This window comes from Pseudomonas sp. PAMC25584, from assembly GCF_058135675.1.
This window is the reverse complement of record NZ_CM176870.1, coordinates 4,766,028-4,788,074: the sequence shown is the minus strand read 5'-3', so window position 1 is coordinate 4,788,074 and position 22,047 is coordinate 4,766,028. Positions and strand designations below refer to the sequence as shown.

The window sequence follows — 22,047 nt, the reverse complement described above, 5'->3', positions numbered from 1 at the left end:
TTAAGACAGGTGTCCACTATAGCCTTGGCGATCTGTCTTACGCATGAATAACCTGGGGACGACATGGTTGCCTACGAGGAGTAGGGTGAAAACCTCAGGCGGAATGGGCGATCGCGTAGTTGCTGGCATTGACCCGGTTACGCCCGGTGTCTTTGGCCGCGTACAACGCGCGATCCGCCGCATTCAGCCAGGTGGCGGCATCGGTGAAGACGAGTTGGAAATCGGCCAGGCCGATGCTCAGGCTCACGCGCAGCTCGGGGATTTGCGGGTTACGGTAATTGCTGAAGGTTTCGCGTATACGCTCCATGACCCGTGCGGCTTCTTCCAAGGGCATTTGCGGAAGAATCACACAGAACTCGTCGCCTCCGTAACGGCCGGCCAAATCGTTTTTCCGCAGGTTGCGCCGTATCTCCACGCTCAGTTGCCGCAGCACGGCGTCGCCGACGATATGGCCGTGAGAGTCATTGATTTGTTTGAAGTGATCGATATCAATCAGTGCGATGGTGGCGTGGCTTTGTTGCTGCTGGCACTTGTGGAACTTGAGGTGCAGCAGATCTTTCCACGAACCGTGGTTGAGCAGGCCGGTGAGGCTGTCGGTGCGGCTCAGTGCGCTGAGGGCACGTTTATGTTCCGACAGTTTGATCGCCAATTCGTAGCAGACCCAGCCGATGGCCATGGGGTACAACGTCAACATCGGCAGGCAGGTGTAGACCTGGAGCGGGCTGACGTCGGGGTTGAAGCGCATGCCGAACAGCGCCCATGCCACCCCGATCCCTGCGCCCTGCGCGAGCAAACCGCGCAGGAACAGGCGCCTGCCGCCAGCGGCGAAGTTGTTCATGGTCATCATCGAGAGGATGGTCACGGCCGTCAGCGGTGTGAACTGGGCGGCGGCGGCCCAGAAGCCGCCGCACAACGAGTCATACAAAATGTTGCGCTGTTCGGCGTGGTAAGGGAAGGGGGAGCGGATTGACAGTTGGTACGCCACATGTGCCCACGCGAGCCCATTGAACAGCAGGAGCGCCCACACCCAGCTCGGCATCGCGAGCGGGTACAAGCCGCCGATGACACTGATGCAGCCGATACCCAGGCCGATGATCCTTGGCTTGTAAATACGCCTGGCAAATGAAAGCCCTTTGCCTCGTCTGTTTTCCATAGATTTCCGGGTCAGCTCTTTTTCGCAGATTCGGCCGCGCGCGCGTGCAGGGAGAACCGTTGATCGGATAATACTTGTGAATATTGTCAGTTATTTGCGTAGGAATAATCAGTGGCCTTCCAGGCCATTCGCGCAAAACAGAGGGCAAATAGGCCAAAAGCGACCTGGTATGTCGCGTATGCAACGGTTGTTTACTGCGAGCGGGGAGCGCCAGCTTCGTAGCCGGCCAGAAACATATCGATTGCCGACTCGATCACTCGGGCCTGTTCGGTGACGTCGAGGGTGGGTTGGCCCAGGGTGATCTGCGGCCAGAATGCGAACGCCTTGAGCAGGCTTTGAATCTGGTGCGCGGCGAAGGCCGGGTCGGTACACGTGAGCCGGCCATCTTCCTGGGCGGCGCGCACCCACTGAGTAAAGCCTTCTTCGCGCAGGCTCAAGCGGTTGACCATGTCCTGGGCGCGTTCCGGCGAGTGAATGGTGGCGGCGATGGCGACCCGGGCCAGGTCGAGGAAGTTAGCGTCCGACATCATCTTCATCTTGGCTTGCAGCAAGCCGCGCAGTTGTTCACGCAGCGGGCGATCGCTGGCGTAGTTCACGTCGAGTTGCGCGACGCTGCTGGCCCAGAGTTGATGCAGGATTTCGGCGAACAACTCTTCCTTGCTGGGGAAGTGGTTGTACACCGTGCGCTTGGAAACGCCGGCGGTGGCGGCGATCTTGTCCATGCTGGTGACCTCGAACCCGTTGACCCGAAACTCAGCGATAGCGGCGGCCAGGATGGCTTCGCGCTTGCGGTCGGTGAGACGTTGAGGGACAGACATGGACAGGGATCGACTCTAAGAGGAAAATTACACTCGGTAGTTTACTTGCTCCGGGTTTTGTTGCAATCTTGAAACTACACTGTGTAGTGTAATTTTATGAGCGGTCCGTAGGAGTTACCTGGTAATGGCCACGATTTCAACCCGTCTCGCTCCTTCGCCTGTGCTACCCAAGCCTGCTCAACAGGAACAGGGCACCTTCAGTAACCACGCCCCCGTGCAGCGCGCCGGCTTCGGCAAAACCTTGGGCATTTTCTACAAGATGCTGTTTCACAAGCCGCGCAATACGCGGCCGGTAGGGGCGATTCCGGTGCAACCGCTGACCCGCGAACAGCTATTGGCCGCTCCCGATCACAGTGTGTATCGCCTGGGGCATTCCACCGTGCTGCTGAAAATGCGCGGCAAATTCTGGCTGACCGACCCGGTATTCGCCGAGCGCGCTTCGCCGTTCAGTTGGGCCGGCCCCAAGCGATTCCACGCACCGCCGATCAGCCTCGAAGACCTGCCGCCCTTGGAAGCGGTGATTCTTTCCCACAACCATTACGACCACCTCGACCGCAAGGCCGTGATCCAACTGGCCGACAAGACCCGCTACTTCCTCGCACCGCTGGGCGTTGGCGACATCCTGGTGAAGTGGGGTGTGGATGCCAGCCAGGTGCGGCAACTGGATTGGTGGCAGGGCAGTGAAGTCGATGGCATTCATTTTGTCGCCACCCCTGCACAGCATTTTTCCGGGCGCGGCTTGTTTGATAGCAACCAGACGCTGTGGTGTTCCTGGGTGATGATCGATGGCGCGCGACGCGTTTTTTTCAGCGGTGACACCGGTTATTTCGACGGTTTCAAATGCATCGGCGAACAGTACGGACCGTTTGATCTGACCCTGATGGAAACCGGTGCTTACAACGTCGACTGGCCCCACATACACATGCAACCGGAGCAAACCCTACAGGCGCACATCGACCTTAAGGGCCGCTGGCTGCTGCCGATTCACAATGGCACCTTCGACCTGGCCTTCCACGCCTGGCACGAGCCTTTCGACCGCATCATGGCGTTGGCATGGGAGCGCAACGTGCTGATTACCACACCGGCCATGGGGCAGGCGTTCAGTTTGAACCAGCCCGAGCGAGGCGTTGCGTGGTGGTTGGAGGTGGAGGTTCAGGGCAGCGAAGAAGCGCTTGCGAACTGACGGTCGGGGAAATCGGAAAAAGGAATTTTCAAGGTGTTTCAGGCCTACGACAAACGCCAGATGAGAGTGCGATGATCTCGGGAAAGTCAATTTCCGGGAGTCGGCTCTGATGGACAATAAATGTGGGAAGTCTTTGCAGTCGCCTATGTCTTGTCGGCGGGAAGCGTTTTTACCCGCCTGTGCGGAACCGGCGAGTTTGGCGCATGGCCCCTCCAACACTCACATCGAAACGGGGACCACGACTGCACTGGGCATCGGCTACGTCCCTGATGCGCATCTTGGTGCTGGCGTCGTAATCCCCGGCTATAACGTGCCGGCCCTGCCGCTAAAACCCGTGCGCGACGCCGCGCTGTCACTGATCGCCTTGAGTGGTGTCGACCCCAGTGAAGCGGGCAGGGTGGAAGCCCCCTTGGTGCCGCACACCGGCACTCCCACCGTCACCCACTCGTTGGCCGGCAGTCGCGTGGGGTTCGCCGATCGGCTTGTGCATGGCAATGATCAGACGCCGATTGAGCACAGCGCAGCCTTCCTGGAAGCGCTGGGCATGCTGCGTCGGGCCGGGGCCCAACTGGTGGCGGTGCCTGCAGAGCGGGCTGATGACACCCTGCGCTTCACCCTGCATTCGCGCAATGAAATCGACGAGCGTGTGAGCGAGTATCGGCTCGATGCACTGGTGTCCGAGAGCCAGAGCGCTGCGTTCCATGCCGCGTGCTGGAGCGGCTACCCGAGCCTTGGTGAGCCACTGGGGGGCGGGGCGATGCTGTGGTTCTATGGCGCGCAGTGGGCGAAAGACTCGCTGAAGGTGCTGGTGCAGGGTTATCGCAGCGCGCGTCGCTTGACTGAGGTGTAGGCAACGCTACCCGCTGCGTTGAACAATCCTACGGTTTGAACGACCTGCGTCGCGCAGCCTGGGTGGAGTGGGGTTTTTAGACTGGTGTGCGGATCATTGTTGGTCCTTCATCGTTTCTTACCCCTTCCAGGAGGTGCTTCATGTTGGGTATTGGTTATGGCATGGGTGTGTTTGTTAACCAGGTGCAGCGGTTGCTGCCTGTGCAGTTTTCATCGGGAGCTTCAGCGCCGGTTTCCCCGGGAACGGAATACGCCAGCGTTCGCGAGCTCAGCGAGCAAATGGCCCGGCCCGGTGGGCTCACTTCGGCAGATCTGGTCAGTTATCTGCAGGCGCGCATTCGTAAGCTGGACCCCAAATTAAGCTCGATCATTGAACTCAACCCCGAGGCGTTACAGATTGCCCGCGCGCTTGATCTGGAGCGCGCCAGTGGCAAGGTCCGTGGGCCGCTGCATGGCATTCCCGTGTTGCTCAAGGACACTATCGAGACGGGGGACACCCAGCAAACCAGTGCCGGCGCCTTTGGGTTGGTGGGTAGGGCGGCGTCCAAGGACGCTTTTATCGTCGAGCGACTGCGCCAACAGGGAGCCGTGATCCTGGGTAAAACCAACTTGACGGAACTGGCTGGCTTTCGCGGTGGGCCCGATGGTTTGAGTGCGCGGGGCGGGCAAACGCGTAACCCTCATCAAGCAGGCGCAGAGGTGGGCGGCTCAAGTTCGGGGTCGGCCGCTGCGGTCGCCGCAGGCTTCGCCCCCTTGGCGGTGGGTACCGAGACCAATGGCTCGATCATCGTGCCCGCGGCGTTCAACGGGGTGGTTGGTTTCAAGCCTGGTGTGGGTTTGTTGAGCCGCAGCGGCATCATTCCAGCCAGCCATCGACAGGACACGCCAGGTCCGATGGCGCGCTCGGTGTTTGATGCTGCGTTGATGCTTAACGCCATGTCGGGCCGCGACCCTCTCGATTCTGCGGGTGTGAATGCTCCCCAAGGTATTGATTACACCGCGTTGCTCAAGCCTGGTGCCTTGCAGGACAGGCGTATCGGTTATCCCGTGACCTTTTCCGCGAATGGCGAACGTTTACCGGTGGATAACAGTCCGCAATTCAGCCAAACGCTTGAAGTGCTTCGCACGCAAGGCGCGGTTCTGGTGCCGGTCGATATGCGATTGGCCGACGCCTCACGCTATGACGAACTTTTGTTCGCCGATGTGAAGGACGAATTGAACGACTACCTGGGCAAGCGCGAGGGGTTGCCGGTCAAGTCCGTGCCCGAGTTGATCGCGTTCAACGAAAAACGCGATGGCACCGAAACCGATCACCAACCGACACTCAAGGAGATCGACGCGTCCACCCTCACCGCCGACGAGCGCCAGCCGCTATGGGACGCAATGATCCAGGATTTTCGTGGCACGGTGGATGAACTGATCGACCGGGAAAACCTCGACGCCGTGGTCTCGGACTTTGATACGAACAGCTACTTCGCAGTGGCGGTGGCCGGCTACCCAGGGATTTGCGTGCCGTCCGGGAAGAATGAGGACGGTATGCCGACCAGTGCGTACTTCTTTGGTGCCCGTGGGGCTGAACCCACACTGCTTGCTGTGGGCCATGGCTATGAGCAGGCAGCACAGAAGGTCTCCAGACCCAGCCTCTAAACCGCCAGGCAATGCTTACACTCTGTTCTGGACTCTACGCACGTGTCGGTTGAGGGGTTGGTGAATCAATTGATGCCGCTGCCGAACCCATCAATCGAGACATGATGTTTTGTGCCGCGGGTTCACTTGGCGGAGTGTCAAACTTGCGCGCACTCATCCCCCATCCAGGCGCAAAACCCGGGAAAAACACCAACCCTTCGGCCTCCAGGCGAAACGCCAGGGTCAGGCGGACGTCATCCTCCACGTCGCCCTGGGTTTCAAACCGTTGAATCGCATCCACCGCCACGCCGGCCTGGCGCGACAGCTCTTCGCGGCTCCAGCCCAGCATGACGCGGGCCTGCACGCTGTGCTTGGCGGTGAATTGATGCAGGACGATTTGCTGTTCTACGAAAGAGCTCATTGCCAGAGAGGACATGGGTTGTCTCCAGGGTTCGACGGGGAGGGCAAACTATACTGTGTTTTTGTACAGTTGTTTTGACCGCTCATCAACTGGAATTTTTTCCGGCGCCGACACCGCTCTGTTTTGAGGCTAGCACGGTGGTATTCCTGTTCGGGTCGAACGCTGCATTGGCTAACTCGCCTCAGCCCCCGGCACTTCGCGAATAATCAAATGATCCAGATTCTCGATATCCGCGCTGAACACCCCGAATGTCTGCTCGGGGTTTTTCTTGCTCGGTACCTGCTTGAACTGCGGCGTCACCCCGTAAAAGAAGCAATATAACGGCCGTTCGCTGCTGGCTGCAGCCTTGATCTGCTCGAGGAACGCTGTGCGCTTGCGGTAACTCTCGATGAGTTTTTTGTTCAGGTAGACGTTGACCGAGTAGGGCTTCTTGTCGAGCCATACCTTCTTTTCGAAGTCGATGCGAAAGCTGCTGGTGTAGTCCTTGATCGCTTTGATCCTGCCCCAATAGATCAGGCCGTGGTTGTCCTGCAGGTACTCGATCTTCTTGAAAAACGCCGCATAAGACGCAGTATGCTCGCCGATCTTCAGCGGCATCGCCTTGAGCTTGTCCTTGTCGTCGAGGTTCGACACATAGCATTCCACCGGGTGGGCGAACACACTGGTTTTATCCGGGGTAGTGTCGTTGGAACCGACAGACACGCTGGTGCGGGCTGAAGGGGGATTCGCCGGGTCTTGTGGCGCTTGCCCTTCAGTGCCCGCCAGCGGGGTTTTGCGCGGGTAGGTGCGCCGGGTCAGGACAAATTCCGATGGGGAGTGTTCCTCGCGCTCGTCCTCGCTGTCGTCCGTAGCCGGCTTGTGGCGGCTGACGTAACGGCAACCCTCGATATGCCGGGTGCCTGGGGTGTTTTTAAAATGCGGGGTGCGCCGGTAATTGACGTTTTTCGCGTTGAAAGTGCTCAGCACGTTGCCCGCTTCAAAGGCCGCGCGGCATTCAGCGTTGGGACAGAGGAAGCTGTCCTGGTCAGAGTCGTAGGCGTCGGTTTCGTCGAAATTCAACTCTCGCACGTCATAGATCGACAGCTTGTCGTCGAGACTCAGGCTGTAGGCCGTGTCGAATTTCATGGGCTCGGGTCCGTGAGAAGTTTGGCTACTAGAGAGTCGGATATTACGCAGATATCAGCAGGAAACCGCAACCTGTCGCGCCCCAGCGAGGCGGCGATGGGATCGATTCGATCTCCCGCCTAACCCGCCGCCCGTATCACCGCTGCAGCCTGGCCTGCTTCTTCTTCCCGTGAAAATGCCGAAAATGTGCATCCTGCGCCGCCGCCAGCAACTCCCGATCCCCGCGCGTATCGCCCCAGGCCCGGAGCCGATACTCCCCCAGGTCCCCATACTCCGCCTCAAGCCGCAGCACCTTGTTCTCGCACCGGCAGTTATTCCCGGTGAGCCTGCCGGTCAATAGGCCGTCGAGCTCCTCAAGCTCGGTCCCGATCAACTTGATCCCAAGCCGATCGGCAAACGGCTGCAACACCAATGCCGGCGACGCCGAACATAAGGTCACCACCGCCCCCGAGCCCAGCTCCTGCTCCACCGAAAGCACCCCCGCCGGCCGCATCAACCGCGCCCAATTGCGCTGGCAGTACTCCTCGGCCTTCTGCTGCACCCACGTCTTCTCGACCCCGGTCATAAAGGTACGGATCAACTGCGCCTTCAACTCATCCCGGCTGATCTGCCGTACAAGAAACCGCAGCCCAGGCAGCGCCAGCTTGACCATCCGGCCGTAGAATTCGCGGGCGCCAAAGGCAAACTTGAGGAAGGGCACGAAACTGTCGTGATGGGTCAGGGTGCCGTCGAAGTCAAAGACGGAAAGTACTTTGGCATCCACGGGGCCGGCTTCGAGCATGTCTGGTTTCACGGGTGGTCCTTGATCAGGTGGCGCGGGTTCTCATAACGATGTGACTGGCACCCATTACAGGGGTTCAGGCGAATAACGGTTATGCAATTCAGATCAGCCATGGGCAGTGCTGTTGTTCTTTTGCCCGCAATGATCAGGGCAGTTTACCCGGTCGGGCATAGGAATGAACGTCGTGAGACGTGTATGCCTGCAAGGTGAAAGTATTTGTTTGCTGTGGCGCAAGCGCGGTCTGATGTGGAGCGAACAAGCGTTAGGTCTCCGCGCTTTTTACACGATACAGCGCCGACATCTGTTCGATTTCTGCAAGGATCTCCTCCCTGAGTGCTGCTGGCTTAAGAACCTCAACGCTGGCGCCTTGACTCAAAATCCAAAGTCGCAAGCCCTGGCTCAAATGCAGTTCGCAACTCAGGTGCCAGCGTTCCGTGTCGTGGGGCTGTAAATGCTGTTGTGAACTGAGCCAGTTCTCGCTCAGGCGCTGATACATCTTTTCATCGATCAGCAACTCCAGCTGGATGGGATGTTCGTTCTCCAGCCCAATCAAGCTCTTCAATGAACGGGTATTACGAATGTCGTACTCAGCGGGTACCTGAGCGGGTTCAAACCCTGCCGCTTTCGCGGATTTGAATCGGTGTACTGGCCAGGCATAAGGCGTGTCCGGGTCTCTGCCATCCACGACGAGTGACAGGTAGATGTTAGCGTCCTGAAAGGACAGGCCCAATGGTGTCAACCGATAAGGCTTGGGGGTTGGCGCGCCGCGTGGCTGGTACAGCACGTCCAGCATGCTCCCCTCCAGCAAGGCGTCCTGGATGGTTTGAAAGACCTGAGGCTCGACCAATCCCGGCTGTAAATTCAGAAAACGGGTGTTGCTGACCACCTTCTTGGTCCAGTCATACAGTCGGTGGGAATGTTTATTCAAAATCGACTGGGCGTGCTCGTACAGCTCCTGAAGATTACCGCCTAGCGTGCGGCTGGTGTACGGGCGGGCATGGTCGATGACCATGATCAAATTCATTGCGTCAGTGGGTTTGAGCACGAACCTCGACAACTCCTTGTCTGCCCAATACACGTATTCCCGGCCTTCCTTTTTGCGCTTGATACCGTAGCGTTTGTCCTCTAGCAGGGCTTTGAGGTTGCGCTGAATCGTCCGGTTGTCCACCTCGATGGACTGGGCTCGAAGTCTTTCTTGGAACTGTGCCACGCGCAAGCCGCACGGCGTTGCCGTGCCGCCCCGTGTGGGAATCATTGCCAGGAGTAGATCGAGGCGAAACCTCTCTTCCAGGCGTTTTCCTGACATCTCATGCATCCTCTATTGCGACACAGTTTGTCGTTCAGAGGGTGGATGATTCCTTTCGAGAAATCAATCTGATGCCGGAGCCGAGAAATGGCCACGCCCAAGCCTGCAAATGTCGTCAACATACTTGAGGCTTTTCTGCCCGAGCTTGAAGTGCTGGAGTTCCGTGAATCCAGTGCACATAACGGTCTGGGGGCGGGATTGGGCATGCCGACTCTGCGGATTGTTGAAATGTATGAGCGTCACGGGGCTGTGTCATACGCTGAAGCGAAGGCTATGAATCCTTTGAATGCGCCCTTGGCACGAGAATCATTTCTCCTGCTCTACGCGCAGCTTCGACGAGCAGCACTCGACCATGATGCAGAGGCACTAAATGACCTCGGTTGGTTATGGCTGGATGGGCGCACGTTGATCGAGGACCCCGCGATTGCCCTGCACCTTTTCCGGCTGGCTGCGGCGGACGATTTATCTGAAGCCTTTTTCAATCTAGGGCAGCTGTATACCTACGGAATAGGTGTCGCCGTCGATGAGCAAATGGCCCAGCGCTGGCTGAAAAAGGCGTTTAAAGCAGGTATCCGCGAGGCTGCTTTGGAGGTTGCATGGCTTTACGACGCGCGGAATCGAGAAGGCAGTTGTGAAGCTTCACAGGTTGAGGCCGATAACCGGAAGGCATTTCGTTGGTACCGAAAAGCTGCTCGTGCCGGCGATACTGCGGCGTTTGCACGCCTTGGGAAGAGTTACCTGGAGGGCAATGGCGTTTCGCGTCACGTCTCAAAGGGGCTTTTTTGGTTGCAGCGCGCTGCGCTCAGTGGTGATGCGGCGGCGGCGGATGCCTTGGAATATTTTTATGAGGATGGGCTGTACATGCCGGATCCTCAGGGACGTATGCGTTTATTTTGGGCCTCATATGCCGAAGGTCTGCGAGATGCACTTGAGTGCCGATAACGTGGGCGTAGGTCGCAGTATTCAACAGTGTTTTAAATGAAAAAAATTAAGGACGGGTAATGATTACGTTGAGAGACGGCGGCTCCTTCAGCATTGATGCTCTGGTTGCAAAAGTTGAGGGGTTGGGGGGTTCCATGGTGTTGGGCCCCATCACGGTCGTGTTGACCGAGCACAATAAGCCGGACTCGTTGGATTACTGGATTAGAACCAATGGGGCTCATCGAAAAGACCAGATGCAAGCGGAAACGCAAGTGGTCGACCAGTTGGTCGCCACCGGTCGTTTTGATCGCGTCAAAATGAACTGTCCATCGACCGGGCATCGTTGCACTGGACTGAGCGTGATTTCAAAGCCTCACGCCGAGCACACTCAGGCATCCACGATTACTGTGCCTGATTGTGAAGAAATGGAGGCGGCCGCATGGCTGGTCGACCGCTTCAAGGCTGCGTCGCCGAACCTTGCCTACGCCAACCTCAATGCGGCCGGAAGTTATCGAGGTTGGGTTGCTGACTTTAAAATTCCTCTGTTGGATGGTCGTTCACTGAGCCTGGATCTTCGAAAGGAAAAGGATCTGTTTCTCCTGTTTGTCCTGGCGGTGGTGTGGTCTCGGACAGGCCCTTGGGAGAATGCCGTCTATTTTGTGGCCTGGATGAAGCTGGCTCACAAAGACACTCCTGCGTTATGGAAAAACAATGCATTTGTAGAAGTAGAGTGCAGTAACCGCGAGGTCTCCATGGCGCAGACCTTAGGTCAGTGCCTGGCCCCCGAGACCCGCAAGCAGGTCAGTTTCAGGAAAGATGTTTACGCGAGTGTAGGGATACTTGCCCAACACTGGGACAGTATCAAACGTGAGATCGACATCATGATCACCACTCGCCAATACGCGGATTTTTTCGACTATATGCGTTCATTAAAAGGCTTGGGGACTAGCCAGAAAAGTATGCTGATAAAGATCCCGCTGATCATGCGAGAGTTGCGTTGTCAGCTTTATCCCTCAATTCCAGGCGAGTTCTGCTGTGTACCGGATGCCCGGGTCTATGAGGCGTTAAGTGCAATGAGCCGGGACCACAACAAGCATATAAACCTGATGCATCACGCTGGCAGTGTAAAAAAACTGATCGACGCTTCTGCGAAGATCTATCAGCTGTTCGGTGATCTGTATGACCTGCCTTTGTTCGCTTATGTAGACCTCGATCTACCCGGTAAGTGAGAGTTGGAGGAGAGGCCGGTCTAAAGAAGTCCGACGCACTGGCTCACTCACCTGCGAGATACACCGCCAGGACGCTTTGCGAATCAACTGGGTGAAGGCGCGCATTTGCGCCAACGCAAAAACAAAAAAGGGCTGCCAGTTGGCAGCCCTTTTTGCAGAACCCGTTTCATTGTTGATGAGGCGGGTTCAGGTTTTGATGCGATTTCACGGGCTAAAGAATCAGTCCCAGCTCAACGCGCCGCCAGTCTGATACTCGATCACACGAGTCTCAAAGAAATTCTTCTCTTTCTTCAAATCCATAATCTCGCTCATCCACGGGAACGGGTTGGTCGTCCCTGGGTACTCTTCCTTCAAGCCAATCTGCGACAGACGACGGTTAGCGATGAACTTGAGGTAGTCCTCCATCATCGCCGCGTTCATGCCGAGTACTCCGCGTGGCATGGTGTCGCGCGCGTATTCGATCTCCAGTTGCGTCCCTTGCAGGATCATCTGGGTCGCTTCTTCTTTCATCTCGGCGTCCCACAGGTGTGGGTTTTCGATTTTGATCTGGTTGATCACGTCGATCCCGAAGTTCAGGTGCATCGACTCATCGCGCAGGATGTACTGGAACTGCTCGGCCACGCCGGTCATTTTGTTGCGGCGGCCCATGGACAGGATCTGGGTGAAGCCGCAGTAGAAGAAGATGCCCTCGAGGACGCAGTAGTAGGCGACCAGGTTGCGCAGCAGTTCTTTGTCGGTGTCGACGGTGCCGGTTTCGAATTTCGGATCGGAGATGGAGCGCGTGTATTTGAGGCCCCAGGCGGCTTTTTTAGCGACCGATGGGATCTCGTGGTACATGTTGAAGATTTCGCCTTCATCCATCGCCAACGATTCGATGCAGTACTGGTAGGCGTGGGTGTGGATCGCTTCTTCGAAGGCCTGGCGCAGGATGTACTGGCGGCACTCCGGGTTGGTGATCAGGCGGTACACGGCCAGGACCAGGTTGTTGGCGACCAGCGAGTCGGCGGTGGAGAAGAAGCCGAGGTTGCGCATGACGATGCGGCGTTCGTCGTCGGTCAGGCCTTCGGGGTCTTTCCACAGGGCGATGTCGGCGGTCATGTTGACCTCTTGCGGCATCCAGTGGTTGGCGCAGCCGTCGAGGTATTTCTGCCAGGCCCAGTCGTACTTGAAGGGCACGAGTTGGTTGAGGTCGGCGCGGCAGTTGATCATGCGCTTTTCGTCAACGGCGACACGGGCGCAGGCGCCTTCGAGTTCGGCGAGGCCTTCGGCGATGTCGAGTGTGTCGAGGGCGGCCTTGGCGCGGATGATCGCGGCGGAGTCGTTGGCGGTGACGGCGCGGGCTTCGATGGCAGCGGCGGCGCCGGCACCGTCGAGGCGGTCCATGTTGGCTTCGGTGGCGTGGCCGGCGTTGGCGCCTTTGGTGGCTACTTCGCCGTCTTCTTCTTTGTCGAATTCGTCCCAGCTCAGCATGACGTGTCGTCTCCTGCGTGAGGGCTCAAAGGTGCCCGTGTGAAACCGGATGGTTGGGTGTTCACACGGCCCTCGGGCCGCGGTGGATCTTAAGGAATCGTTTGTTGCAACCGCTAGCGCAGGCATTAAACGCAATGGGGTGAACGGGTGCTCTGCGTGAGGCTTGAGGGGCGGAGCGATAGATGCATGCTCCTGCGGAGGCCTCAGGTCTGGCTCTTCATCCCCGTGTAAAGGGATATTGCAGGCCCGATTTACCCGCGCATTATAGGGAAAAAAACGGCTTTGTGTTGCTGCGCATGCGCTCTGAACGTAGACAAAAAGCCCGGTATTTGAGCCAGCGTGAGGGTTTACAGGGGTTTGGTGCAGGGGGATTTTTTTGACGGACGGTGGGCTATTTATCGCGAGGGGCAAACGAGGGGGTTTTGAGAGGCGGTACGGTGTGGTGGGTGTGAAGCCGGTTCTTGGCCGCAAGAGCAATTTCTTGCGGCAAATAAGATCACCGTCAGTGTGAGTTAACGAAGTTGTTACCCGTTAGAGCAACCGTTACCCATCACGTGATAGTTAAGAATGTGACGCTGACCTTTGGAATCTTCATATTCCATTTTTACCGGGACTACTTCACATACTTCTGGAACGCTGCTCATGGACACTACTTTGGCGATGTCCAGGTGAGTGCTGTAGGTGTAGTCCTCAACAATCGGGGCGTTCTGGCCGGCTACGTCAGTCGGGGCTTCCTCGGCCAGGGCGGCGGTGGCGCACAAGCTGCTGAGGGCCAAAACTAATAAAGCTTTCATTTCTCTATTTACCTTCTTCAGGGCGAAAGGGGCCACGGGGCCTTTTGGAGGCCACGTGTGTAACTTAGGGTTGTTTAGCTCGGATTAACGTGCCTTCGTGGGGGCTGTTACGGTGTTAATCAGGTTGCCTTGTTGGCGGAATCGATTTTAGGCCTGCGGGTTATATTCATATACCCGTGCTTTTGATAAACACTATTGGTGGTTTTTGTAACAATCCCCCGCTGAAGGTTTTTTACGTGCCCTACAGGCGTTGCCGGCTGCGGGCCGGAGGGGTAAAAGGGATATCAGGGCAGTTTGTAGGGTCTTGTTACTACCATCGTCGAATGGTTCTATAGGTTCACCCCGGCTACAACTGGGGTCATACAAAAACAACTATTTCACCGAGGTAAGAAAGATGAGTGCGGCTTCCCTGTACCCCGTTCGCCCCGAAACAGTAGCCAATACGCTGACTGACGAGGCGACCTACAAGGCCATGTACCAGCAGTCGGTGGTCAATCCCGATGGTTTCTGGCGTGAGCAAGCCAAGCGTCTGGACTGGATCAAACCTTTCACCACGGTGAAGCAGACCTCTTTCGACGATCACCATGTCGACATCAAGTGGTTTGCCGATGGCACCCTGAACGTTTCCTACAACTGCCTGGACCGTCACCTCGCCGAGCGCGGCGACCAGGCGGCGATCATCTGGGAGGGCGATGACCCTGCCGAAAGCCGCACCATCACCTATCGCGAGCTGCACGAACAAGTCTGCAAACTCGCCAACGCCCTGCGTGGCCAGGACATACACCGCGGCGACGTGGTGACTATTTATATGCCGATGATCCCCGAAGCTGCGGTCGCCATGCTGGCCTGTGCCCGCATCGGTGCGATCCACTCGGTGGTGTTTGGCGGTTTCTCGCCGGAGGCCTTAGCCGGTCGCATCATCGACTGTAAGTCGAAAGTGGTGATCACCGCCGACGAAGGTATACGCGCCGGTAAGAAGATTCCGTTGAAGGCCAACGTCGACGACGCGCTGACCAACCCGGAAACCAACAGCGTCCAGAAAGTCATCGTGTGCAAGCGCACCGGTGGCAGCATCAAGTGGAACCAGCATCGCGACATCTGGTACGAAGACCTGATGAAAGTGGCGGGCACCGTGTGTGCGCCGAAAGAGATGGGCGCCGAAGAAGCGCTGTTCATTCTTTATACCTCCGGCTCCACCGGCAAGCCTAAAGGCGTGCAGCACACCACTGGCGGCTACTTGCTATACGCGGCCCTGACCCATGAGCGCGTGTTCGACTACCGCCCGGGCGAAATCTTCTGGTGTACCGCCGACGTCGGCTGGATCACCGGCCACACCTATATCGTCTACGGACCACTGGCCAATGGCGCGACCACGCTGATGTTCGAAGGCGTGCCTAACTACCCGGACATCACTCGGGTGGGCAAGATCGTCGACAAGCACAAGGTCAATATTCTCTACACCGCGCCGACGGCGATCCGCGCGATGATGGCGTCCGGCACCGCCGCCTGCGAAGGCGTTGATGGCAGCAGCTTGCGCCTACTGGGTTCGGTGGGTGAGCCGATCAACCCGGAAGCGTGGGACTGGTACTACAAGAACGTCGGCCAATCCCGTTGCCCGATCGTCGATACCTGGTGGCAGACCGAGACCGGTGCCACCCTGATGAGCCCGCTGCCGGGCGCTCATGCGCTCAAGCCGGGTTCGGCGGCACGGCCGTTCTTCGGCGTGGTGCCAGCATTGGTGGACAACCTGGGCAACATCATCGAAGGCGTTGCCGAAGGCAACCTGGTGATTCTCGATTCGTGGCCCGGCCAGGCCCGTACCCTGTACGGCGACCATGACCGTTTCGTCGATACCTACTTCAAGACCTTCCGTGGCATGTACTTCACCGGTGACGGCGCCCGTCGCGATGAAGATGGCTACTGGTGGATCACTGGCCGTGTGGATGACGTGTTGAACGTGTCCGGCCACCGCATGGGCACCGCCGAGATCGAAAGTGCCATGGTCGCCCACCCTAAAGTCGCGGAAGCGGCGGTGGTGGGTGTGCCGCACGACATCAAGGGCCAGGGCATCTATGTCTATGTCACCCTGAAAAACGGCGAAGAGCCGACCGAAGCGCTGCGCCTGGAGCTGAAGAACTGGGTGCGTAAGGAAATCGGACCGATTGCTTCGCCGGATGTGATCCAGTGGGCACCGGGCTTGCCGAAGACGCGGTCGGGGAAAATCATGCGGCGGATTCTGCGCAAGATTGCCACGGCTGAGTACGATGGCTTGGGCGATATCTCCACCCTGGCCGACCCAAGTGTGGTGGCGCATTTGATTGAAACGCACAAGACCATGAACGTCGCATAAGGCGGGTTGGTGGGACAGAGCCCCATTCGGTGTGAGCCGGGTGGGGCTTTTTTGTGGTTTCTCAAAACCACTGAAGATCCCATGTTTGTGGTCTCTCAAAGCCACTGAAGGTCCCATGTGGGAGGGGGCTTGCCCCCTCCCACATTTGGATCTCCACCAGTCCAATAAATATCGGTTTATCGCAGAGGACGTTTCTGAATGTTACCGAGAAGCGCAAATGTGTAACCCTTCGCCCTAACATGAGGCAAAGTGCTACGGGCCTGCCTCGAAAAGCCGTGTTTTAGACACCCGGGGACATTAGATTAAACGCCAGACTTGCCGTGCTAGAAGGGTTTGCGAATAATAGGCCCGCAATTTGCAGTATCAACAGGTTTAATATCTTTTGTCTCTGCATAAAAAACAGGGGCTGTCAATGTGCTGGAACCGCTTTCTCAGTGCTTCTGTAAATTGTTGTCGCATTGAGGAAATATCGGCTTCCGGCCTGTCGTTAGAATGCCCATCACTCGCTCGTCGTCGCCGCTGTTGAATCGGCGTAGGACGCAGCACCGCTATTCGGTTTCACTCAGTCGCATCGTGGGCCATGGCTCATACTGCTGTTTTGCCCTATACCGATGGAGTCCCAAGATGAAGAAACTCGTGCTGTTGGGCGCCCTGGCGCTGTCCGTGCTGTCCATGCAGGCTTTCGCTGAAGGCAAGCCTCTGAAAATTGGTATCGAAGCGGCTTACCCTCCGTTTGCCTCGAAGGCACCGGATGGCAGTATCGTCGGTTTTGACTACGACATCGGCAACGCCCTGTGCGAAGAGATGAAGGTCAAGTGTACTTGGGTCGAGCAAGAGTTCGACGGCCTGATCCCCGCGCTGAAAGTGCGCAAGATCGACGCGATCCTGTCGTCCATGTCCATCACCGATGACCGCAAGAAGTCCGTGGACTTCACCAACCGCTACTACCTGACCCCGGCGCGCCTGGTGTTGAAGGAAGGCACGACCGTCAGCGATAGCCTGGATGAGTTGAAAGGCAAGAAGATCGGCGTGCAGCGCGGTTCGATTCACGACCGTTTTGCCAAGGAGGTCCTGGCGCCTAAAGGTGCCACGGTTGTTCCTTACAGCTCGCAGAACGAAATCTACCTGGACGTGGAAGCCGGTCGCCTCGACGGCACCGTGGCTGACGCCACCCTGTTGCAGGAAGGTTTCCTCGATACGGCTGCGGGTAAAGGCTACGCGTTCACCGGCCCAGCCTTTACCGATAGCAAATACTTCGGCGATGGCATTGGTATCGCGGTACGTAAAGGCGACAAGGAAAACCTGGATCGCATCAACGCTGCGATCACTGCGATCCGTGCCAACGGCAAGTACAAGGCTATCCAGGACAAGTACTTCAACTTCGATATTTACGGCCCAGACGCCAAGTAAATCGTCGCAGCGGTCTGTCCAGAATGGCGCAAGCAACAGAATTCCTGAGGTTTGCGCCATTTTTTCATCCCCCTTTTCGAGGACCTGAATCATGTTGAAAGGCTACGGGGCCGTCATCCTCGATGGCGCATGGTTGACGCTTCAGCTCGCCTTGTCGTCCATGGCCTTGGCCATTGTTCTGGGTCTGATCGGGGTCGCGTTACGCCTGTCGCCGGTGCGCTGGTTGGCCTGGCTGGGTGACTTGTACTCCACGATGATCCGCGGGATTCCCGACCTGGTGCTGATCCTGCTGATTTTCTACGGTGGTCAGGACCTGCTGAACCGCGTCGCGCCGATGCTTGGCTATGACGACTATATCGACTTGAACCCCTTGGCCGCCGGTATCGGCACCCTGGGTTTCATCTTTGGTGCCTACCTCTCGGAAACCTTCCGTGGCGCCTTCATGGCCATCCCCAAGGGCCAGGCTGAAGCCGGCCTGGCGTATGGCATGAGCCCTTTTCAGGTGTTTTTCCGGGTGATGGTGCCGCAGATGATTCGGCTGGCGATCCCCGGGTTTACCAACAACTGGCTGGTACTGACCAAGGCCACCGCGCTGATTTCGGTGGTGGGCCTGCAAGACATGATGTTCAAGGCCAAGCAGGCGGCAGATGCCACCCGCGAGCCTTTTACCTTCTTCCTCGCAGTGGCGGCGATGTACCTGGTGATTACCAGCGTGTCGTTGTTGGCCTTGCGTCATCTTGAGAAGCGCTACTCGGTAGGCGTAAGGGCGGCTGATCTATGATCTTCGACTACAACGTCATTTGGGAGGCCATGCCGCTTTACCTTGGCGGCTTGCTGACCACCCTGAAATTGCTGGCAATGTCGCTGTTTTTCGGCTTGCTCGCCGCCTTGCCCCTGGGGTTGATGCGTGTGTCCAAGCAGCCGGTCGTCAACGGTATCGCCTGGCTCTACACCTATGTGATCCGCGGCACGCCGATGCTGGTGCAGCTGTTCCTGATCTACTACGGCCTGGCCCAGTTCCAAGCGGTGCGCGAGAGCTTCCTGTGGCCGCTGTTGTCCAGCGCCACGTTCTGCGCGTGCCTGGCCTTTGCGATCAACACCAGCGCCTACACCGCCGAGATCATTGCCGGGAGCCTCAAGGCCACCCCCCATGGCGAGATCGAAGCGGCCAAGGCCATGGGCATGTCGCGCTACAAGCTGTACCGCCGCATCCTGCTGCCGTCGGCCCTGCGCCGTGCGCTGCCGCAGTACAGCAACGAAGTGATCATGATGCTGCAGACCACGAGCCTTGCGTCCATCGTCACCCTGATCGACATCACCGGCGCCGCGCGCACGGTGAACGCCCAGTACTATTTGCCGTTCGAAGCCTATATCACCGCCGGCGCGTTCTACCTGTGCCTGACCTTTATCCTGGTGCGCTTGTTCAAGTTGGCCGAGCGCCGCTGGCTGAGCTACCTGGCTCCACGGAAGCACTGATATGGAACGTATCGATCACCTGTTGCCGTGGGGCCACCTGGGCTGCGAGCGCCAACTGAGCGTGTTCCGTTTCGGCAGCGGCGAGCGCAAGGCCTACATCCAGGCCAGCCTGCACGCCGATGAACTGCCGGGGATGCGTGCCGCGTGGGAGCTGAAAAAGCGCCTGACCGAACTGGAACAGCAAGGCGCCCTCAACGGCGTGATCGAGCTGGTGCCGGTGGCCAACCCGATGGGCCTTGGCCAACTGCTGCAAGGCAGCCACCAGGGGCGTTTCGAGATTGGCAGTGGCAAGAATTTCAACCGTGATTTCGTCGAGTTGAGCGAGCCGGTGATCGCGCAGTTGCACGGCAAGCTCGGGGACGACCCCCATGCCAACGTGCGCGTGATCCGCCAGGCGATGCGCGCTACGCTTGACGCGTTGCCCGCGCCGGCCAGCCAGTTGCAAGGCATGCAGCGCGTGCTGTTGAGCCACGCCTGCAGCGCAGACATCGTCCTCGACCTGCATTGCGACGCCGAAGCTGCGCTGCACATGTACGCACTGCCCCAGCATTGGCCGCAGTGGCGTTCGCTGTCGGCGCATTTGAATGTGAAAGTCGGCCTGCTGGCGGAAGACTCCGGCGGCAGCTCGTTCGATGAAGCCTGCTCGCTGCCCTGGCTGCGTCTGTCGCGGGCGTTCCCCGAGGCGCAGATTCCGCTGGCATGCCTGGCGACCACCCTGGAACTGGGCGGCCAGGCTGATACCGGCCGCGATGAAGCAATCTTCCACGCCGAAGGCATCCTCGCGTTCCTCGCCGAACAGGGCCTGATTAACGGTGAGTGGCCGGCGCCACAGTACGAACCCTGCGACGGTGTGCCCTTCGAAGGCACCGAGTTGCTGTTTGCGCCGCATGCCGGTGTGATCAGTTACCTGCGTAAAGCCGGTGACTGGGTGGACGCCGGCGAACCGATTTTTGAAGTGATTGACCCTCTGGAAGACCGCGTGAGCATCATCCGCGCCGGCACTTCGGGGGTGTTGTTTGCCGTTGAACGGCTACGTTATGCCCAAGCGGGTTTCTGGCTGGCCAAGGTGGCGGGGCGCGAAGCGCTGCGTCACGGGCGCTTGCTCAACGACTGACCACCTGTTTTTGTGAGAACCGACCGCATGTACAAACTTGAAGTCCAAGACCTGCATAAACGCTATGGCAGTCATGAAGTGCTCAAAGGCGTGTCCCTGGCCGCTTCGGCCGGTGATGTGATCAGCATCATCGGTTCCAGTGGTTCGGGCAAAAGTACCTTTTTGCGCTGCATCAACCTGCTGGAGCAACCCCACGCTGGCAAGATCCTGCTCAATGACGAAGAGCTGAAACTGGTGGCCAACAAGGACGGCGCCCTGCGGGCCGCCGACCCGAAACAGCTGCAACGCATGCGTTCGCGCCTGTCCATGGTGTTCCAGCATTTCAACCTGTGGTCGCACATGACTGCACTGGAAAACGTGATGGAAGCCCCAGTGCATGTGCTGGGCATGTCGAAAAAAGACGCACGGGAAAAGGCCGAGCACTACCTGGCCAAAGTCGGCGTAGGCCATCGTAAGGACGCGTTCCCGGGCCATATGTCCGGTGGCGAGCAACAGCGCGTGGCGATTGCCCGAGCGCTGGCGATGGAGCCGGAGGTGATGCTGTTCGACGAACCCACTTCGGCGCTGGACCCGGAGTTGGTCGGCGAAGTGCTCAAGGTCATGCAGGACCTGGCGCAGGAAGGCCGCACCATGGTGGTGGTGACCCACGAAATGGGCTTTGCCCGTGAAGTGTCCAACCAATTGGTGTTCCTGCACAAAGGCATCGTCGAAGAACGCGGCAACCCGCGCGAAGTGCTGGTCAATCCCCAGTCCGAACGTCTTCAGCAGTTCCTTTCCGGCAGCTTGAAGTAGCCACTCCTTGTGAGCGCTGCTTTATGTGGGAGGGGCGGTGCGACGATTCGACTTGCCCCCGATAGCTGAGTGTCAGTCAGCACATCTGATTCTGATACAGCGCCATCGGGAGCAAGTCGAATCGTCGCACCGCCCCTCCCACATTGGATGTTCATCGTTTTTGAGATTTGTGTTCATTTACGGGCTAGCATTGGCCCACGGCTTCTTTCACTGTTTTTGCTTCGGATAGCCCTCCATGACTGCCCATCGAATTGGTTTCCTGATTTGGCCCAGCACAAAAGCACTGACGCTTGCGCTGGCTGAGGAGGCCTTGCGCGTTGCTCAGCGGGTGCATCCGGAGGTGGTCTACGAACTGTCGTTTCTGCAGGCCGAACCGCAGACCGAAGGCGCCTGGCAACTGCCGGGCGGGCCGTGGACCGGCAAGCTAGAAGGCTTCCAAAAGCTATTCCTAGTGGCCGACGAACCGCCCACAGTGATCGCTTCCCAGCTCAGCGCCGCGCTCAAGCAACTGGTGCGCGCCGGTTGCGTGGTCGGTGGTTTGTCGGCCGGTGTCTACCCGCTGGCCCAGCTCGGTTTGCTCGACGGCTACCGCGCCGCCGTCCATTGGCGCTGGCAGGACGATTTCGCCGAGCGCTTCCCCAAGGTCATCGCCACCAGCCATTTGTTCGACTGGGACCGCGATCGCCTGACCGCGTGTGGCGGCATGTCGGTACTCGACCTGTTGCTGGCGGTGTTGGCCCGTGATCACGGCGCCGAGCTGGCCGGTGCGGTGTCCGAAGAACTGGTGGTGGAACGCATCCGCGAAGGCGGCGAGCGCCAGCGCATCCCCCTGCAAAACCGCCTGGGGTCCAGCCATCCGAAGCTGACCCAGGCCGTTCTGTTGATGGAAGCCAACATCGAAGAGCCGCTGACCACCGACGAAATCGCCCAGCACGTCTGCGTGTCGCGACGACAATTGGAGCGCATCTTCAAGCAGTACCTCAATCGCGTCCCCAGCCAGTATTACCTGGAACTGCGCCTGAACAAGGCCCGCCAGATGCTGATGCAAACCAGCAAGTCGATCATCCAGATCGGCCTGTCCTGCGGCTTCTCCTCGGGGCCGCATTTCTCCAGCGCCTACCGCAATTTCTTTGGCGCCACCCCTCGCGAAGACCGCAACCAGCGGCGCAGCAGCAGCCCGTTCGAGTTGTCGTCGGTGCCGTCCGAGCGCGGCTGAGTGCCGACTGAGT

The 22,047-nt window shown here is 58.4% G+C and carries 20 protein-coding genes; 12 read left to right on the top strand and 8 right to left on the bottom strand.

Annotation, left to right across the window (positions count from 1 at the left end; all coding sequences use genetic code 11):
• Positions 1-94: 94 nt before the first annotated feature.
• Entirely contained in the window at positions 95-1,153 is a 1,059-nt protein-coding gene (locus tag ACS5Q8_RS22205) for a diguanylate cyclase (RefSeq protein WP_276194516.1), read from the bottom strand.
• 191 nt (positions 1,154-1,344) lie between these two features.
• On the bottom strand, positions 1,345-1,971 hold the full coding sequence (locus ACS5Q8_RS22200) for a TetR/AcrR family transcriptional regulator (RefSeq protein ID WP_276194515.1): 627 nt from the start codon (positions 1,969-1,971) through the stop codon (positions 1,345-1,347).
• Positions 1,972-2,095: 124 nt separating this feature from the next.
• Between ACS5Q8_RS22200 and ACS5Q8_RS22195 the strand changes: the two genes are divergently transcribed.
• The 3 genes from ACS5Q8_RS22195 to ACS5Q8_RS22185 all read left to right on the top strand — a co-directional run bounded on the left by ACS5Q8_RS22195 (position 2,096) and on the right by ACS5Q8_RS22185 (position 5,650).
• Entirely contained in the window at positions 2,096-3,154 is a 1,059-nt protein-coding gene (locus tag ACS5Q8_RS22195) for an MBL fold metallo-hydrolase (RefSeq protein WP_276194514.1), read from the top strand.
• Between the two features lie 196 nt (positions 3,155-3,350).
• On the top strand, positions 3,351-4,004 hold the full coding sequence (locus ACS5Q8_RS22190; RefSeq protein WP_465159408.1) for a hypothetical protein: 654 nt from the start codon (positions 3,351-3,353) through the stop codon (positions 4,002-4,004).
• 140 nt (positions 4,005-4,144) lie between these two features.
• Positions 4,145-5,650, top strand: coding sequence for an amidase family protein (locus ACS5Q8_RS22185; RefSeq protein ID WP_465159407.1), 1,506 nt, complete (start codon positions 4,145-4,147; stop codon positions 5,648-5,650).
• A 34-nt stretch (positions 5,651-5,684) separates the two neighbouring features.
• Here the strand turns inward: ACS5Q8_RS22185 and ACS5Q8_RS22180 are convergent, their stop codons facing one another.
• The 4 genes from ACS5Q8_RS22180 to ACS5Q8_RS22165 form a co-directional block, all read right to left on the bottom strand.
• On the bottom strand, positions 5,685-6,065 hold the full coding sequence (locus ACS5Q8_RS22180) for a helix-turn-helix domain-containing protein (RefSeq protein WP_247400605.1): 381 nt from the start codon (positions 6,063-6,065) through the stop codon (positions 5,685-5,687).
• A 156-nt stretch (positions 6,066-6,221) separates the two neighbouring features.
• The gene (locus tag ACS5Q8_RS22175) at positions 6,222-7,175 is read right to left on the bottom strand and encodes a hypothetical protein (protein WP_465159406.1); all 954 of its coding nucleotides are present in this window, start codon (positions 7,173-7,175) and stop codon (positions 6,222-6,224) included.
• Between the two features lie 136 nt (positions 7,176-7,311).
• Positions 7,312-7,956: an HAD-IB family hydrolase gene (locus tag ACS5Q8_RS22170; RefSeq protein WP_465160371.1), complete on the bottom strand. Its 645-nt coding sequence runs from the start codon at positions 7,954-7,956 to the stop codon at positions 7,312-7,314.
• A 262-nt stretch (positions 7,957-8,218) separates the two neighbouring features.
• On the bottom strand, positions 8,219-9,262 hold the full coding sequence (locus ACS5Q8_RS22165; protein ID WP_276194511.1) for a helix-turn-helix transcriptional regulator: 1,044 nt from the start codon (positions 9,260-9,262) through the stop codon (positions 8,219-8,221).
• 87 nt (positions 9,263-9,349) lie between these two features.
• On the opposite strand from ACS5Q8_RS22165, the gene ACS5Q8_RS22160 reads away from it, so the two are divergent.
• Complete coding sequence (locus ACS5Q8_RS22160) at positions 9,350-10,204, top strand: tetratricopeptide repeat protein (RefSeq protein ID WP_276194510.1); 855 nt, start codon at positions 9,350-9,352, stop codon at positions 10,202-10,204.
• Between the two features lie 59 nt (positions 10,205-10,263).
• Positions 10,264-11,412: a hypothetical protein gene (locus tag ACS5Q8_RS22155; RefSeq protein WP_465159405.1), complete on the top strand. Its 1,149-nt coding sequence runs from the start codon at positions 10,264-10,266 to the stop codon at positions 11,410-11,412.
• 219 nt (positions 11,413-11,631) lie between these two features.
• Here the strand turns inward: ACS5Q8_RS22155 and ACS5Q8_RS22150 are convergent, their stop codons facing one another.
• Together ACS5Q8_RS22150 and ACS5Q8_RS22145 are read right to left on the bottom strand one after the other, a co-directional pair.
• The gene (locus ACS5Q8_RS22150; protein WP_465159404.1) at positions 11,632-12,882 is read right to left on the bottom strand and encodes a ribonucleotide-diphosphate reductase subunit beta; all 1,251 of its coding nucleotides are present in this window, start codon (positions 12,880-12,882) and stop codon (positions 11,632-11,634) included.
• A gap of 524 nt (positions 12,883-13,406) precedes the next feature.
• Positions 13,407-13,676 (bottom strand): DUF2790 domain-containing protein, encoded by a 270-nt coding sequence (locus ACS5Q8_RS22145; protein WP_443695571.1) that lies wholly within the window; start codon positions 13,674-13,676, stop codon positions 13,407-13,409.
• 394 nt (positions 13,677-14,070) lie between these two features.
• Between ACS5Q8_RS22145 and acs the strand changes: the two genes are divergently transcribed.
• The 7 genes from acs (at position 14,071) to argR (ending at position 22,034) form a co-directional block, all read left to right on the top strand.
• A complete protein-coding gene (gene acs, locus ACS5Q8_RS22140; protein ID WP_465159403.1) occupies positions 14,071-16,026 on the top strand; it encodes an acetate--CoA ligase in 1,956 nt (651 codons plus the stop codon).
• Positions 16,027-16,650: 624 nt separating this feature from the next.
• Positions 16,651-17,436, top strand: coding sequence for an ABC transporter substrate-binding protein (locus tag ACS5Q8_RS22135; protein WP_276194505.1), 786 nt, complete (start codon positions 16,651-16,653; stop codon positions 17,434-17,436).
• 91 nt (positions 17,437-17,527) lie between these two features.
• A complete protein-coding gene (locus ACS5Q8_RS22130) occupies positions 17,528-18,217 on the top strand; it encodes an ABC transporter permease (RefSeq protein ID WP_465159402.1) in 690 nt (229 codons plus the stop codon).
• Positions 18,214-18,912 (top strand): ABC transporter permease, encoded by a 699-nt coding sequence (locus ACS5Q8_RS22125; protein ID WP_247402126.1) that lies wholly within the window; start codon positions 18,214-18,216, stop codon positions 18,910-18,912. Before ACS5Q8_RS22130 ends, ACS5Q8_RS22125 begins: the two co-directional genes overlap by 4 nt.
• 1 nt (position 18,913) lies before the next feature.
• On the top strand, positions 18,914-20,026 hold the full coding sequence (locus ACS5Q8_RS22120; RefSeq protein ID WP_276194504.1) for a succinylglutamate desuccinylase/aspartoacylase family protein: 1,113 nt from the start codon (positions 18,914-18,916) through the stop codon (positions 20,024-20,026).
• Between the two features lie 27 nt (positions 20,027-20,053).
• Positions 20,054-20,818, top strand: coding sequence for an ABC transporter ATP-binding protein (locus tag ACS5Q8_RS22115; RefSeq protein ID WP_465159401.1), 765 nt, complete (start codon positions 20,054-20,056; stop codon positions 20,816-20,818).
• A 235-nt stretch (positions 20,819-21,053) separates the two neighbouring features.
• Positions 21,054-22,034, top strand: coding sequence for a transcriptional regulator ArgR (gene argR, locus ACS5Q8_RS22110; protein WP_247402133.1), 981 nt, complete (start codon positions 21,054-21,056; stop codon positions 22,032-22,034).
• Positions 22,035-22,047: the final 13 nt, after the last annotated feature.

Coding starts and splice junctions, on each gene's coding strand:
- ACS5Q8_RS22205 (WP_276194516.1), bottom strand. CDS start 1,153: ATGGAAAACAGACGAGGCAAAGGGCTTTCATTTGCCAGGCGTATTTAC.
- ACS5Q8_RS22200 (WP_276194515.1), bottom strand. CDS start 1,971: ATGTCTGTCCCTCAACGTCTCACCGACCGCAAGCGCGAAGCCATCCTG.
- ACS5Q8_RS22195 (WP_276194514.1), top strand. CDS start 2,096: ATGGCCACGATTTCAACCCGTCTCGCTCCTTCGCCTGTGCTACCCAAG.
- ACS5Q8_RS22185 (WP_465159407.1), top strand. CDS start 4,145: ATGTTGGGTATTGGTTATGGCATGGGTGTGTTTGTTAACCAGGTGCAG.
- ACS5Q8_RS22180 (WP_247400605.1), bottom strand. CDS start 6,065: ATGTCCTCTCTGGCAATGAGCTCTTTCGTAGAACAGCAAATCGTCCTG.
- ACS5Q8_RS22175 (WP_465159406.1), bottom strand. CDS start 7,175: ATGAAATTCGACACGGCCTACAGCCTGAGTCTCGACGACAAGCTGTCG.
- ACS5Q8_RS22170 (WP_465160371.1), bottom strand. CDS start 7,956: ATGCTCGAAGCCGGCCCCGTGGATGCCAAAGTACTTTCCGTCTTTGAC.
- ACS5Q8_RS22165 (WP_276194511.1), bottom strand. CDS start 9,262: ATGTCAGGAAAACGCCTGGAAGAGAGGTTTCGCCTCGATCTACTCCTG.
- ACS5Q8_RS22160 (WP_276194510.1), top strand. CDS start 9,350: ATGGCCACGCCCAAGCCTGCAAATGTCGTCAACATACTTGAGGCTTTT.
- ACS5Q8_RS22155 (WP_465159405.1), top strand. CDS start 10,264: ATGATTACGTTGAGAGACGGCGGCTCCTTCAGCATTGATGCTCTGGTT.
- ACS5Q8_RS22150 (WP_465159404.1), bottom strand. CDS start 12,882: ATGCTGAGCTGGGACGAATTCGACAAAGAAGAAGACGGCGAAGTAGCC.
- ACS5Q8_RS22145 (WP_443695571.1), bottom strand. CDS start 13,676: ATGAAAGCTTTATTAGTTTTGGCCCTCAGCAGCTTGTGCGCCACCGCC.
- acs (WP_465159403.1), top strand. CDS start 14,071: ATGAGTGCGGCTTCCCTGTACCCCGTTCGCCCCGAAACAGTAGCCAAT.
- ACS5Q8_RS22135 (WP_276194505.1), top strand. CDS start 16,651: ATGAAGAAACTCGTGCTGTTGGGCGCCCTGGCGCTGTCCGTGCTGTCC.
- ACS5Q8_RS22130 (WP_465159402.1), top strand. CDS start 17,528: ATGTTGAAAGGCTACGGGGCCGTCATCCTCGATGGCGCATGGTTGACG.
- ACS5Q8_RS22125 (WP_247402126.1), top strand. CDS start 18,214: ATGATCTTCGACTACAACGTCATTTGGGAGGCCATGCCGCTTTACCTT.
- ACS5Q8_RS22120 (WP_276194504.1), top strand. CDS start 18,914: ATGGAACGTATCGATCACCTGTTGCCGTGGGGCCACCTGGGCTGCGAG.
- ACS5Q8_RS22115 (WP_465159401.1), top strand. CDS start 20,054: ATGTACAAACTTGAAGTCCAAGACCTGCATAAACGCTATGGCAGTCAT.
- argR (WP_247402133.1), top strand. CDS start 21,054: ATGACTGCCCATCGAATTGGTTTCCTGATTTGGCCCAGCACAAAAGCA.